At 63.7% G+C, this 13931-nt stretch carries 13 protein-coding genes; 6 read left to right on the top strand and 7 right to left on the bottom strand.

The genetic code is table 11. The features are described from left to right. Positions 1 to 32: 32 nt before the first annotated feature. From EG854_RS12350 to EG854_RS13195, 4 genes are all read right to left on the bottom strand, one after another. Positions 33 to 3254, bottom strand: a complete 3222-nt coding sequence (locus EG854_RS12350) for an efflux RND transporter permease subunit (RefSeq protein WP_123288434.1) — start codon at positions 3252 to 3254, stop codon at positions 33 to 35. 11 nt (positions 3255 to 3265) lie between these two features. After that, the gene (locus EG854_RS12345; RefSeq protein WP_123288433.1) at positions 3266 to 4459 is read right to left on the bottom strand and encodes an efflux RND transporter periplasmic adaptor subunit; all 1194 of its coding nucleotides are present in this window, start codon (positions 4457 to 4459) and stop codon (positions 3266 to 3268) included. Continuing rightward, positions 4456 to 5709 (bottom strand): TolC family protein, encoded by a 1254-nt coding sequence (locus EG854_RS12340; protein WP_164462037.1) that lies wholly within the window; start codon positions 5707 to 5709, stop codon positions 4456 to 4458. The genes EG854_RS12345 and EG854_RS12340 overlap by 4 nt, the downstream gene beginning before the upstream one ends. A 454-nt stretch (positions 5710 to 6163) precedes the next feature. Beyond that, on the bottom strand, positions 6164 to 6481 hold the full coding sequence (locus EG854_RS13195; protein ID WP_164462036.1) for an ArsR/SmtB family transcription factor: 318 nt from the start codon (positions 6479 to 6481) through the stop codon (positions 6164 to 6166). Positions 6482 to 6715: 234 nt separating this feature from the next. Between EG854_RS13195 and EG854_RS13190 the strand changes: the two genes are divergently transcribed. From EG854_RS13190 to EG854_RS12315, 4 genes are all read left to right on the top strand, one after another. Beyond that, positions 6716 to 6880: a hypothetical protein gene (locus EG854_RS13190; RefSeq protein WP_164462035.1), complete on the top strand. Its 165-nt coding sequence runs from the start codon at positions 6716 to 6718 to the stop codon at positions 6878 to 6880. Next, positions 6877 to 8106 (top strand): hypothetical protein, encoded by a 1230-nt coding sequence (locus EG854_RS12325; RefSeq protein ID WP_123288430.1) that lies wholly within the window; start codon positions 6877 to 6879, stop codon positions 8104 to 8106. Before EG854_RS13190 ends, EG854_RS12325 begins: the two co-directional genes overlap by 4 nt. A gap of 123 nt (positions 8107 to 8229) precedes the next feature. Further along, positions 8230 to 8565 carry a hypothetical protein gene (locus EG854_RS12320; protein WP_123288429.1) on the top strand — a complete coding sequence of 112 codons (336 nt, stop codon included), beginning with the start codon at positions 8230 to 8232 and terminating at the stop codon, positions 8563 to 8565. Beyond that, on the top strand, positions 8565 to 9182 hold the full coding sequence (locus EG854_RS12315) for a hypothetical protein (RefSeq protein ID WP_123288428.1): 618 nt from the start codon (positions 8565 to 8567) through the stop codon (positions 9180 to 9182). The genes EG854_RS12320 and EG854_RS12315 overlap by 1 nt, the downstream gene beginning before the upstream one ends. Positions 9183 to 9392: 210 nt before the next feature. Here EG854_RS12315 and EG854_RS12310 read toward each other — a convergent pair whose 3' ends face one another. From EG854_RS12310 to EG854_RS12300, 3 genes are all read right to left on the bottom strand, one after another. After that, positions 9393 to 10028, bottom strand: coding sequence for a recombinase family protein (locus tag EG854_RS12310; RefSeq protein ID WP_206423411.1), 636 nt, complete (start codon positions 10026 to 10028; stop codon positions 9393 to 9395). A 125-nt stretch (positions 10029 to 10153) separates the two neighbouring features. Further along, on the bottom strand, positions 10154 to 11098 hold the full coding sequence (locus EG854_RS12305; RefSeq protein ID WP_123288427.1) for a hypothetical protein: 945 nt from the start codon (positions 11096 to 11098) through the stop codon (positions 10154 to 10156). A 99-nt stretch (positions 11099 to 11197) separates the two neighbouring features. Further along, the gene (locus tag EG854_RS12300) at positions 11198 to 11455 is read right to left on the bottom strand and encodes a helix-turn-helix domain-containing protein (RefSeq protein WP_123288426.1); all 258 of its coding nucleotides are present in this window, start codon (positions 11453 to 11455) and stop codon (positions 11198 to 11200) included. Positions 11456 to 11634: 179 nt separating this feature from the next. Between EG854_RS12300 and EG854_RS12295 the strand changes: the two genes are divergently transcribed. Both EG854_RS12295 and EG854_RS12290 read left to right on the top strand, forming a co-directional pair. Continuing rightward, entirely contained in the window at positions 11635 to 12492 is an 858-nt protein-coding gene (locus tag EG854_RS12295; RefSeq protein ID WP_123288425.1) for a hypothetical protein, read from the top strand. Between the two features lie 642 nt (positions 12493 to 13134). After that, a complete protein-coding gene (locus EG854_RS12290; RefSeq protein ID WP_123288424.1) occupies positions 13135 to 13842 on the top strand; it encodes an SOS response-associated peptidase in 708 nt (235 codons plus the stop codon). Positions 13843 to 13931 lie beyond the last annotated feature (89 nt).

Below are 13931 nucleotides of genomic sequence, written 5' to 3'. Positions count from 1 at the left end.
TCGCTGCTGATGATCTCCCGAGGGTCGAGCCGTCAATCTTCCATCCCTTCCGAAGCCCGGTGCTTGACTGCCCTGGCCGCGAACGTCGGCAGCACGAGCAGCGTCAGGATGGTCGCCGTCAGCAGGCCGCCGATGACGACCGTGGCCAGAGGCTTTTGCACCTCTGCCCCTGCGCCGTGAGCCAGCGCCATCGGAATGAAGCCCACGATGGCGACCAAGGCGGTGGTCAGGACGGCTCGAAGACGGCTGGAGGCACCTTCGATGGCGGCATCGTAGGGGCTCAGACCCGCCGTCAGTCGTTCCCGGATCGCCTGCATCAGCACCAGGCCGTTCAGGGTCGCCACGCCGGAGACGGCGATAAAGCCGACCGCTGCGGAGACCGAGAAGGGCATTCCCCGCAGCAGCAGCGCCAGCGCGCCGCCGACCAGGGCCAGCGGCACGCAGGCGAAGACCAGGCCGGCCTCCGCGAACGAGCCGAGGGCCAGGAACAGCAGCACGCCGATCAGGACGAAGACGACCGGGATGACGAGGCCGAAGCGCTGCTCCGCCCGCTTCAGGTTCTCGAACTGGCCGCCCCAGTCCAGATAGACCCCGGCGGGCAGTTCGATCTCCGCGACCTGCCGCTGGGCGTCGGTGACGAAGCCGCCAAGATCGCGACCGCGCACATTGGCCTGGACGACCATGCGGCGGCTGCCGTTCTGGCGGCTGATCTGGTTGGGGCCCTCACCGACCTGAATGCGCGCCACCGAGGACAGCGGCACGATGACGCCGGTGTCGGACACGATGGGGAGCGCCGCCAGGGCGGCCGGGTCGTTGCGCGCGTCATCCGGCAGGCGGACGACGACGTCGAAGCGCCGGTCGCCCTCGAAGATGCGTCCGGCCTCGGCGCCGCCGATCCCGGCCGAGACCGCTTCGCTGACGTCGGCGGCGGACAGCCCGTAGCTGGCTGCGGCGGTGCGATCGACGCTGACGGTCAGGGTAGGCAGGCCGGAGGCCTGTTCCACCCGCACGTCCGCAGAGCCGGTGGTCTCGCGCAGAGAGGTCGCGACCTGATCCGCCACGCGCTGGAGCGTGTCGAAGTCGTCGCCGTAGACCATGACGGCGAGGTCGGTGCGGACGCCCGAGATCAGTTCGTTGAACCGCAGTTCGATCGGCTGGCTGAACTCGAAATTGTTGCCGATCTGCTGGCCGGCGACCGTCTCCAGCCGTTCGATCAGTTCCTCTTTCTCGAGGCTCGGATTGGGCCAGTCCTTGCGATCCTTCAGCACGATCACGCTGTCGGAGATGTTGGGCGGCATCGGGTCCACCGCCGCCTCGGCCGTGCCGGTGCGCGAGAACATGGTCTCGACCTCGGGCTGGGCCTTGATGGCGCGCTCCAGAGCCATCTGCATGGCCAGGGACTGCTCCAGCGAGGCCGAGGGGACGCGCAGCGCCTGCATGGCGATGTCGCCTTCATCGAGCGTCGGGATGAACTCGCGCCCCAGGGACATGAAGGAGACCGCGCCGATTGCCAGCGTGGCGACGGCCGAGATCAGAACGACCTTGGGCCGGGCGACCGCCGCCTTGATCGCTGGCTGGATGAACCGGCGGGCGAAGCGCAGAATCCAGGTCTCGTGTTCAACCGCCTGACCGTCGGCATCGACGTGGACCGTCTTGGGATCGCGCACGAGCAACGCCGTCATGGCGGGCACGAAGGTGAAGGAGAAGATGAAGGCTCCGACCAGGGCCAGCATGACAGTGGCGCCCATGGGCTGGAACGTCTTGCCCTCGACGCCTTCCAGCATCAGCAGCGGCGCAAACACGAGCAGGATTATTAGCTGGCCGAAGGCGGCGGGCTTGACCATCTGGCGCGCGGACTGGACCGCGACGTCCAGACGCTCATGCCGGGTGAGCATCCGCCCGACAGCGGCTCGGCGTTGGGTCAGGATCAACAGGGTGTTCTCGATCACGACGACCGCCCCATCGACCATCAGGCCGAAGTCGAGGGCGCCCAGGCTCATCAGGTTTCCGCTTATGCCGAACCGGTTCATGCCGATGACGGCGAACAGGAAGGACAGCGGGATCATCAGGGCTGTGATCGTCGCGGCGCGAATGTTGCCGAGCAGCAGGAACAGCACGACCACGACCAGAAGCGCCCCCTCGGTCAGGTTCCGGGCCACGGTCGAGATGGTCGAGTTGACCAGTTCGCTGCGGTTCAGCACCGGCACGGCGACGATGCCCGGCGGCAGGCTGTCGTCCACCTCCGCCAGCCGTTCGGCGGCGGCCTGGGCCACGGTCCGGCTGTTGCCGCCCGCGATCATCAGGGCCGTGCCGAGAACCGCTTCGTGCCCGTCTCGGCTGGCGCCGCCCAGGCGCGGGGCCTGACCGATCTCGACCGTGGCGACGTCGGCGACCCGGACGACCAGACCGCCGCGATTGACGACCGGGGCCTGGGCCAGATCGTCGATGGTCAGCGCCAGGGCGTCGGTGCGCACGACCAGCGCCTCCCCCCCGCGCTGGATGTAGCCGGCGCCGGCCTGGGTGTTGGCGCGCTCGACGGCCTCGACCAGATCGCCAAGGCCAAGGCCATAGGCGGCAAGCTGCGATGCATTGGGTCGAACAGCGTATTCCTTGACGTAGCCGCCGACCGTATCAACCCCAGCGAGGCCGGATGTGGTTCGCATCTGCGGCGCGATGATCCAGTCCTGGACCGTGCGCAGATAGGTCGCTCGCTGCTGGGGCGTGGTCAGTCGTTCGCCTTCGGGCGTCAGATAGACCCCGCCCGCCTGCCACCCCGGCTGGCCCGGTCGGGCCAAGGTTTGGGTCGTGAACGGCACATAATCGACCGTCCACATCAGCACCTCGCCCAGGCCCGTGGTGATCGGCGACAGGCCGGGCTCCACGCCTTCGGGCAGACCCTCCGACGCGGCGGCGAGCCGTTCGGCGACCTGCTGGCGGGCGAAGTAGATGTCGGTCTGGTCGGTGAAGATCGCGGTGATCTGGCTGAAGCCGTTCCGTGACAGCGACCGCGTGCTGGTCAGGCCGGGGATGCCGGCCAGGGCCGTCTCCAGCGGATAGGTGACCTGGCGCTCGATTTGCTCGGGCGCCAGGGCGGGGGCGACCGTGGTGATCTGCACCTGACGGTTGGTGATGTCGGGCACCGCGTCGATCGGCAGTTTGGTCAGTTCGAACAGACCCAGGGCCGCGACGAGGCTGACGGCGATAATGACGAACCAGCGGAACCGGACCGACGCTTGGATGATGGCTGTGAACATGATCGTCGCCCCTAGTGGCCGTGCTCGGCCTCGCCCTTGGCGAGTTCGGCTTTGAGGAGGAAGGCGTTGGCCCCGGCGATGCGCTCGGCCCCGGTCAGGCCGCTCAGGATTTCAGTCCGGCCTCCGGCCTGTCGGCCGACCAGCACCGGCGCGACACGGAAGCCTTCGGCCGTGCGCACGAACACAACATTGGCCCCCTCGACCGTCTGGACGGCCTCGGACGGAACGGTGAAGCCGCCGATGGCCTCACCGGTGACGATGCTGCCGGACACCGCTGACCCGGCCGGGGGCAGCACGCCCCCGGTCGGACGCGCGCGAATGACGGTCGCGCCGCTCTCGGCGCCGGCTCCGGCGGCGACGCCGGTGACGACGGCGTCGAACTCTCCGGCCGGTCCCTGCACACTGACCGCGCTGCCAGCACGGACCTGGGCGGCGAGAGCAGGCGGGGCGTTGAAGACGATCTCGACCCGTGCGGGGTTAGTGACCTCGGCGATCACCCCGCCCTGGGCCGCGAAGCCGCCAGGCCCGACCTGAACACTGGTGACGACACCCGAGATCGGGCTGGTCACGCTGAGCCGCCCCGAGGCGTTGGGCGATCCGGCGGCGGAGGCGCGCGCGCGCGCGGCGCGGGCCGCCGCCTGGGCGCTGAGCGCCTGGGCATGAGCGACCTCGGCGTCCCGGCGGGCCACGACACCCTGATCGGCCAGGCTTTCCTCGCGGCTATGCGCCTGTTCGGCGGCAATCGCATTGGCCTCCGCAGCGTCGGCGTCGGCCCGAAGGCTGGCGGCATCGCCACTGACCAGAATGGCCAAGGGCTGTCCCGCGCGCACGGACTGCCCCGGCGCGACCAGCATGCGCTCGACCCGGCCGCCGACGGACGCCGCCACGACGGCCCTCGCGTCGATCATCGGTTCCACCCGGCCCGACAGTCGGGTTTCGCCGCCGCCGCCGCCGGTTACGGGGACGATCGCGATGTTGGCGGCGGTGATCTGGGCCGCAGTCAGGAAGATGACGCCTTCTTCGCCGCCCACTTCCTCACCTTCGGCGTGCTCGCCTTCCGCTTCGGAATGTCCGGCTTCCCCCTGCACCGCCGGAGCCTCGGAGGGTGAGCGGATCATGGCATAGAGCCCCGCGCCACCCAGGACGACGACGGCGGCGACCCCGGCCATCAGCCAGGTCTTATTGATCTTGGGCGTGCTTTTCATAGCGATGTTCCAAACGGGGCGCGTCCTTGCAGGAGCGCCAGATCGACTTCCGCCCGAACCCGCGCGAGGCGAGCGTCCACGGCGGCGTTGCGGGCGGCGATGAGCGCCGCGCGGGATGAACTGAGTTCGAGCTGCGAGATGCGACCGGCTTCAAATCCGATCCGTGAGAGGCGATACGCCTCCTCAGCGGCGGTCACCCCTGCGTCGGTGGCCCACACGCGGCTGCTGGCCGACCGAAGCCTGGCTTCGGCGCCGGCTAGGTCCGCCTGAGTCGTCTGCCGCGCGGCCATTACGCGGGCGTCGGCGGCGCGGAACTCGGCCTGTGCGGCATCGTAGTTGCCCCGGTTCCGGTCGAAGAGGGGCAAGGGCATGCTGACGCCAAACGTGAGTGCGGTCGCGTCTTCAGCCTCGTAGCGGCGGACGCCGACCGAGACCCTAACGTCCGGCCGTGCTCGCACCCGCTCCACCTCGATCCGGCTTTCAGCGGCGTCGCGTTCGGCCTCCGCCACCCTCACCTCCGGTGACGCCGTGGATGTCGGGACGACGGCAGGGGGCTCGCGGTCCAGCAGGCTGTTTTCGATCGAAGTCGCCGGGTTCGGCAGCATCGCCACGGCGGTGAGTCTTGCGAAGGCGGCGTCCCGTTCAGCCTCGGCTTCGTCAAGCGCTGCCCTCGCCGCCGCTGCCTCGCTCTGGGCCTGAATGCCGCGAAATAAGGGCTCGCGCCCCTCTTCCACCAGGATCATCAATGCGCGAGCGTCCGCGATCGTCAGGTCGAGGGCTTCCTGAGCGAGGACGAAACGCCGGTCGGCGGCTTCAGCCTCGGCATAGGCCAGCGCGAGCCTGCCAGCGGCATCCAGAGTGGCGAGATCGCGCCGGAGAAGGGACGTTCTGCCTTCAGCTTGGGCCACCCCGACCCTTGCGCCCCGCCGTCCCCAGAGTTCCAAGTCCTGGCTGACGGACAAGGTCGTCTCGGCGTTCCCGTAACCCGAGAAGGGGCCGGTTCCGAGAGCGTTTTCAGCTTCGAGACTGAGTTCCGGGTTCGGCCTCACGCCGGCCTGACGAGCGCGGGCTTCGGCCGCATCCACCAAGGCCTCCGCCTCTAGCGCGCCCGGTGTGAGCCCGATGCGCTCAAGCAATTTTTCATATGAGGGCACGGGATCGGCCCAGGCGGGGCCGATCGCGGCGGTCGCCATCGCGACCACGGCGCAGCCGATCGCGAGACGCGATCGACCAGATTTCAGGGGTGACATGTTCCATATCCCAGAAGTTCCAGACGATTGACGCGCGCCGAGAGGCGCAGGACATCGTCAGGCTCTGGGAGGGCGTTCCAGGCCGCCGGACGCGCGAGACGCCAAGGGCTCGTCTGCGGGGCGCAGCAGGTTCGGCGCGACGGCCGCCGTCATCGCGACTGATTGGGGAGAGGGCGGCAAAGTGGTCCCGCTGTGATGACAGTGGCCATGTGAGCAGATGGCATGGTCGTCGGAATCAGACGGCAGATCACCACCGTCGTAGGCGACCGACGCCGCCGCATGAGCGGGTTCCAGTTCCACGGCACAGGCTGCTGCATCGACGGTCGGGATCAGAATGAAGACGGCTACGAACAGCGCAAAGAGCGCCGCCACCAACCCCAATCTGCGCCGCTCGTGCACCATCTGGGCCGTGTAGCACACTCTGATCGTCAGGCAATGAGATGTGACAACGCAGCTATGCGGCCTTTCGCGTCGGCTTCGAAGTCGCTTCGCCCCCACATTCTTTCAGCAGGAAGTCAGACAGCGCCTGAAGATTCTCCTGATCTACGCGATACAGGATCGACCGTCCGTCCCTTTGATATTGGACCAGCCTCGCGTGGGACAACATCATCAGTTGGGTCGAGAGGGTGTTCTGAGCGACACCCAACTTCTTTGCAATATCGCCCGACTTCATCCCCTCGGGCGGGGCTTCCTTTGCCAGAAGCCGCAGGATTTCCACGCGCGACAACGTCGACAGAGCCGAGAAGCCCATCATAACCACTGCCATATCCATAATTCGGACTCCTCCGATATATTGAGTTTCGGACTCTACCGAGAAAACGATATTCGTCAACCTGTTCATTGGTGTGTCAAGCAGGCTGACACTGTATGTCAGGAATCGTGACATCCCGCAACAGTCAATGTCAGCAATCTTGACACTACACGATACGCCGATATGTCGTTGACGTTGAGATGCCGGTGCTTTATGAGCGGCCTTCATCCCAAGCGCGAGTGAGGAGGATGAGACGTGGAGAGAGCATCCGAATGCCTTGATCGACCGGCGGCGGCAGAAACCTGCGGTCTGGCGGCGAAGGAGTCTGTTGCTCGACGGTTCGGCGGAGAAGAAGGCTCGATCCTCGAACTCGACGAGTTCTGGATGTTCGTCCGGGCGCACGAGGAGCCGCACCCGTGAACCGCAAGCCGCAAGACCTGCGCATCCGTATGCTCCACTGTCTCTGCGAAGGCATGTCGCAACGGTCCTGCGAGCGCATCTTCGAGGTCAGCCAGAACACGGTTGCCAAGCTGTTCGCCGAGGTCGGCGACTGGGCCATCGAACAGATGAAGAGCATCAAGAACCTGCGGGTCGCCAACATCCAGGCCGACGAACTGCATTCGTTCGTTGCGGCGAAGGAAAAGAATCTGTCGGACATGATCGACCCACCCGAAGGCGCTGGCCGTGTCTGGACCTACCTCGCCATGTGCGCGGACTCCAAGCTGATCTTGGAATACCACCTCGGCGATCAGGACGCTCTCAACGCCAGCAAGTTCTTGAAGAAGGTGGCGGGGAAGTTGGAACGGAGCCCGGACGGCGGGTTCGTTGTCCGGCCGCACCTCGCGACCGACGGCCTGAAGGCCTACACGAAGGCCTTCAGGAACGCTTTTGGCGCGGATGCTGACTACGGCATCCTGGAGAAGCAATACGACAAGCAGGACAAGAACGGGAACAAGGCGCCGGGCGGACGCTATATCGGCGCCAACCGGAAAAAGGGCTCGGGCGAGTGGCGCGTCGAAGACACCCACACGTCATACATCGAACGGCAGAACCTGAACCTGCGAATGGGCAACCGGCGCTTCAACCGGAAGACCAACGCCTTCTCCAAGACGCTGCTGAACCACGAGCGGCATATCGCCATGTGGGCGGTCTATCATAACTACTGTTGGATTCCGCGCCCGATGCGGCCCCGCCTTCGGCCCGATGGAACGCGCAGCAGCCAATGGATCAAGAGGGACCCGGCGGCTATCGCGGCCGGCCTTGCGACGCGACTCTGGTCGGTCGCCGACATGCTGGCGATGGCGGACGACTACACCGCCGAACGCCGGCTCATGGAGGCCGAACAGGGCGAAGAGCCCCCCACCGACCCGATCCTGATCGAGGTCTCGGACGATGATGTCGTGCTGGCACCGTCGCACTGGGTCTATTCGAGCCATACCCACCAATCCACCAAGGTTCACAAAGCGGAATGCGCTTTTTGCCGTGACGGCCAGGGCCGGAAGGCTGGCGCCACGCCGTCCGGGGTCTGGATGCCCTATTACTCGCTGGAAGATGCGATCGCCGCGTCGGTCGCCATCCAGCCCGACGACCACTCGATCTGCAACGTCTGTCTGGGGGACTACTTCAAGCGGGGCTACTATTCCTAGACGTCTTGGACCCTGTCCCTGGGTCGAGATGCCTAACCCCTAAAATCAAACTGCGTCACCACCCAGCGGGCCGAGCTATATAAGAATGCATCGCGCCTTGGGGACACGCCCAAAGGCGCCCAGTTGAAGGCGCAGATCGAGACGGTAGGTCTGCCATACTCCGAAGACGCGGCCTTGAAGGGCGACGACCCAATCACGCTAGCCATGATCAAAGTGGCCTATTCGCCAGAAGGTCGCGAGGCTGCGATCACCGCGACAATGGCGGGTGAGGCCGCGATGGCGGGTGTCGATCCGCTCCTTCAGGTCGCCCTCGGGGTCGATTACGGCTCCCATAACTTTGGCACCAACCGAGCGGGAGAAATCGTCGGCACCCTCATGCGCTCGCTTGGCTACAAAAAGGGCCCCGACAAAGACCTGCCGCCGCATTGCGTCGCCAAAACTGCCGCCACTTGGGTCTGATGAGAACGCCCAAGTCGGTCGCCGCTCTTGAGGAACTGGGCCGAGTTCGGCTGTCGCCCAACTTCTTTATGCGTGATTTCCTCTACAGTGAGATCGCCAACTTCCACGGCTTGCCGAACATCCCCGAAGAACCGAAGCTCGCTATCGAGGCGGGAACGAAGCTGTGCGTCGAACTCCTCGAACCGCTGAACGCCACGTTCGGGCGCATCGCGATCCGTTCAGCCTATCGGTCGCCCACCCTCAACGCATTCGGTAACGCCAAAGGCAACCTCGGCTGCGCCAGCAATGAGGCGAATTTCGCAGGTCACATTTGGGATCGGCGTGACGCAGAAGGACGGATGGGGGCGACGGCCTGCGTCGTCGTGCCGTGGTTCGCCGATCTCTACGAGGCCGGGCGCGACTGGCGGGCGCTGGCTTGGTGGGTTCACGACCATCTTCCCTACTCGAACATGGAGTTCTTCAAGACCCGAGCGGCTTTCAACCTGACTTGGCGGGAACAGCCAGAGCGGCGGATCGACCACTACATCCCAAATGGCTGTCTCACGAAGCCGGGGATGGCGGGCCATGCAGACAAGCACGACGAGTGGTACTCTGACTTCCCAAAGCTGACCGTCTGAGACGTCGCCGGGCGGTAGCATTTGCCGAAACGGAAGAACCGGAATTCACAAGCACGACCACTGACGCAGAGAGTTCGCGTGGCCAACCGAACAGGTCATAGGGTGATCGTGGCGAGGGTCACGGGGTCTATCCTGTGGCCGAAGGCGGCAGCCGGGATATTGATAGAGGTCTAGGCTGTCTCCCACGAGCGGGGATTGGTTCATGGGACGCTATGGCAATGTACGGGGCTCGGTGATCGGAAAGCCCGCTTCAGGTCCCTGCCGCAAATACCGGTACACGGACATTCGCGACACCCCTAAGCTTTTCGCTATAGCGCTTGGTCCAAAACCGTCTGAGGCCATCAGCCTAATCTTCTCGCCATTCACAGAACGAGGCCTGCCTCGATAGGCGCGTTGATCCTTTGGGAGGCCGCGATCCAGTTCCTTGCGACGGGCAATCCCACCTCGCTGACGTTCAAGAATGAAATCTCGTTCAATCTCGCTCGTCAAACCAAGGCTGAGCAGCAGAATGCGGGAGGCCAGATCATCGCCGATGACGAGCCTTGGCTCCAAGACTTCCAGCGTCGCGCCTTTGTCTCGGAGGGTTTGAACCACGTTAATGAGGTCTCGAACGTTACGCCCGAGACGGTCCAACCTATGGACATAAATCCTGTCCCCGCTTTGAACGAGGTCCAGCAGCAACGCGAGTTGCGACCTGCCATCCAAGCTCTTGCCGGACACATGTTCTTCCAGAATGGCTGTCGCCCCGGCGGCGGAGAGAGCCTCTCGTTGGCCATCCAGAGATTGGCTTTGAGTGGACACACGAGCGTACCCAAATCGATTTCCCAAACAGTTCTCCATTGTCATTTTTGGGTCCACCCAAGGTGGGCAGTGTAACAAAAGGTCGGTGACCAGCCTTGCGTTACGCCGGAGGCCCCAAAGGTTGTCACAGGGGCTGACGTCTCGCAGAGCATGCTCAAACGTGACAACGGCTAAAGCGCCAGCAGCAAGTCCGATACGTCCGGTCGGTCTTTCACGCCAACGGTCGAGAATGCATCGACTATGCGACGATAGAGAATGTCGGGCGGTCGAGCGTTCCCAGTGAGCTTCACCTCTGACAATCTCCAGTCTATGTCGTAGGTCAACCTGATCATGGCCGGACCCTCGGGGTCGCCGAGCCACATGAAGAAGGCGTCGTTTCGGGAACGCACTCCAAAGCCGGCCCCGAAACTTCGCCCCATGCAGTTCTTCATGGATTGGCCATGCTGCATCAGGGACCGCTTCGTTCGGATCGGCAGAATTTGTGAAGCAGACGGAACTGGGGCCTCGGGAAGCTGATCGGCAGAGAGAGACCGGGTAAAAATTAATTCGACCGCATCCATACTGGTTGCGGTGCAGATTGCTCGTCGGAGGTTCGACGGATCGCGGCCTTGGTCTATTGCCAAGTTCCAAAGGTCGCGGACTGCCAAGGCTCGGGCCTCGTTGCCGGCCATCAATTCCAGCACCGACTTTTCGACCAAACAGTCCGGCAAGGCCAGAGCAGCAGCCCAGTCGCGCCGGGTCATCGTCCCCATCTGGAGCCACACGCGGCCAGATCGAGGTCTGGCCCGGAGGTGCGAAGCGATTTGGCTGTAGGCCCCCTTCGAAAGAACCGAGGCTGGCATGCAACGCCGGATGACCGGCCACAGCAAGGGCGGTGCAGTCTCAAGGGCCCAGTCAATGAGTCGGATCGGAGCAGCATCAAAGCCGAAACGGACAAGCGCGCTTTTGGCACCTGATGGATAGATTTCGAGTAGCGCCAGCCAGAGGTGGCGCCGGGACCGAGAGCTAAGGAGAAATGGCTCCACGGTACCCCCGAAGGACTGGAAGATGTCTTCGGCGTATTCGCCGGCGATCAGTTCAATTTGATCCCTATGGGCGTGATTGGAGAATTGCACACTCCCCGTATAACGGGGTTATACGTATTAGTCAATATATCTCAATGGGTTAAGTCTATTTTCTGACTTTCTTTGTTAAGCCCGTTGGCGTTCGAGGTCTCAAACTTCTAAATTTTCAGGAATTTTATCTGCGACCGTCGCGAACGCTTCGGCGGCGTCCCGACCCATCGCTCTCATCAAAGCAACGAACTCCAGAACGGTGACCTGACGCTGACCGGTCTCGATCATTGAAATGACGCTCTGAGGGCGGTCGATGAGCGCAGCAACCTGCACCTGCGTAAGGCCAGATTTCCGGCGGGCCTCAATCAGACACTGAGCCACGACCGACTGGGCACCTGTGTAGATGGTCTTGCCCATGGTTCCAGCCGCCGTTTCGTACCGGCAGACCAGCTATATGGGATTTTTCGATATGCGATTTTCCAATATCCCGGTATGGTGGCGCTGGGTTTTCGGGGGGCTCGATGAGCAGTGACGGTCAGTATTGGAGGATTGCTCGGTGGCCCCGCGCAAGTCTCGTAGGTCTAGTTTGCCTAAGCTTGGCTGCATGCGGTTCGGAGGATGCCGAGGTCGAGAAGTTCTCGCGAACGTCGCCGGACTTCATGATTGCGGTTGAAGCCTGCGGGACCACCATTTCGGGGTTCAATGAGCTTTATGAGCGGGCTCCTTCGATGACCCGAGGCGAAATCCGGCCCATTCTTGACCGCCTCTCTGACACCGGGACGCTATGTAGCGTGGCCGAAGATGCGCAATGGGCCAATGATGACCCCCAAGGATGCCACGCCCTTCTCGTGTCGATGAACGACACTCTGAGAGCAGCGGAGTCCAATACGCTCGGGTCCATCGCGTTTCGCAACAATCCCGCCCTCTACAGCGGTTATGCGGACATGTTTGAACGAGACGCCGGCACTTTAAGGCTGGCGGTTCCCGCTCATCGGCGAGAGGTCATGGAGCTTATGAGACGACGCGCATGCGTTTTGGCTTCTCCGGAACGGCCCTCGACTCCAGCGCAAGCAGGCCAGCCCGACATCGCGCGGGCTCGGCCAACGGACGGCCACATCGTCGAGCCTGCCCGGGGATCGCTAGAGCGGTCCGCCATCATGGACGCCTTGAGGCCGACCGCCGAACGAGAATACCGGGCACCAGTGGAGTTCGTGGTGCTGGAGCTGCGGAGAAGCGATACCGTTGTGTTCGCCTCTGTTCAGCCCCAGAGGCCGGGCGGCGGCAGGATTGATTGCGGCTATGACAATTGCCGCCCGGTTGGACGAATGGATGCGATCCTACAGCCCGACGAAAACGGCTGGCGGGTGGTGGACGTGCAGACCGACGCCGACGACCGTTGGCGGATGCAGTACTGCTCCCAACTGCCCGTCGGGCTGGTCAGCGAATGCGATTGAAGCCCGCCACCGCAGTCGGTCACCGATCTGACGGAAAACTATCCACCTCCCTCTAACAGACCCGACCCGATGTTCCGCTTTTGTTCTTGCCTTTCGGGAGCAAGTCCGGCCTCTGTTCAGTCGGTGGCTTCGACAGAGGCAAACATGGCAAACGATCCTTCGCAGGCTCACCGACTGAGCCAAATAGTTCAAGGTATCGACCTGACGTCCGCAGACGGTCGGGCCGGGATCAAGACCCTTCTGAGCGAGCTTGAGAGGCTCTCTCCGGGCGTCATCGAAAATGAAGCCGCCCGGCTTTCGCTTGTCAGGCTCGGTTGTCGGGCCCGTAGCTGATGCACAAAGGTTCATCCCGGAAGCAGGCGCTCACGGCTGCGGACATGGCCGAACTCGTGGAGTGCTACAGGCGACTGCAGAAGCTTCATGCGTCGCTAAACTATGCCTCGCCGCAACAGCTTCCCCTGCTCGCGGCCAGCGCCACCGTCAAAGCCGCGTGGGCCGAGTTAAGTGGCGCCGTCGTGCTGGGAGGCTGGAGTTACCCGGCTACAGCGGTTCCGCAGGATGGCGTTGCCAGATCGCAAAGACCGCCACCTCCCCTGTGAGCCACCCGTAGACTCGGGCCACGGACCATGATGGTGTCGCGCCATGTGCAACCTCTACAGCCTCCGAAAAGGCCCAGCGGCTATCCTTGATCTGGCCAGTGCAATGAGCAACGAGGCCGGCAACCTAGAGCCTCGGGACCTGTACCCGGACTATGCGGTTCCCATCGTGAGAATGGAGGGGGACCGGCGCATACTCGCGACCGCTCGTTGGGGGATGCCCTCCTCCCGAAAGGCTATTTTCGACAAGGCGTCCGCACGGGCTGACAAGCTCCGGGCGAAGGGGAAAGACGTCGACTTCGACGAGCTTCTGAGGATGGAACCAGACAGCGGCACGACCAATGTACGCAACACTGCGAGCAGCCATTGGAAGCCATGGCTGAAGCCTGAGAACAGGTGCCTCGTTCCGTTCACCGCGTTCAGCGAACCCGGGCGCAGCGCTGAAGGAAAGTACCAGCCTATCTGGTTCAAACTGGCGGTCGACGACCCTGAACCATTGGCATTCTTCGCCGGAATATGGCTGGAGGGCTGGACGGGTGTCCGCAAGATCAAGACCGGATTGGAAACCTGTGACCTGACTGCATTCCTGACGACCGAACCGAATGCTGAAGTCGGTGCCGTGCACCCCAAGGCCATGCCGGTCATCCTCACTGAGCCGGATGAACTGGACACTTGGATGACCGCGACATGGGACATCGCAAAGGAGTTGCAGAGGCCGCTGGAGGATGGGCGTCTGGTGCGAACCAAGCGCTGAGCGCGTGCCAATCCATGCCCGACGTTTCCGTCCGCGAGGACGAGCGAGCGAGAGTCGGCTTTCAGCTTGGAAGGCCATGACCGCAAACG

The sequence above is a fragment of the Brevundimonas halotolerans genome (assembly GCF_003730275.1).
GTDB classification, from domain to species: Bacteria; Pseudomonadota; Alphaproteobacteria; order Caulobacterales; family Caulobacteraceae; genus Brevundimonas; species Brevundimonas halotolerans.
The sequence above is the reverse complement of the archived record's forward strand: the minus strand, read 5'-3'. Positions and strand labels throughout refer to the sequence as shown.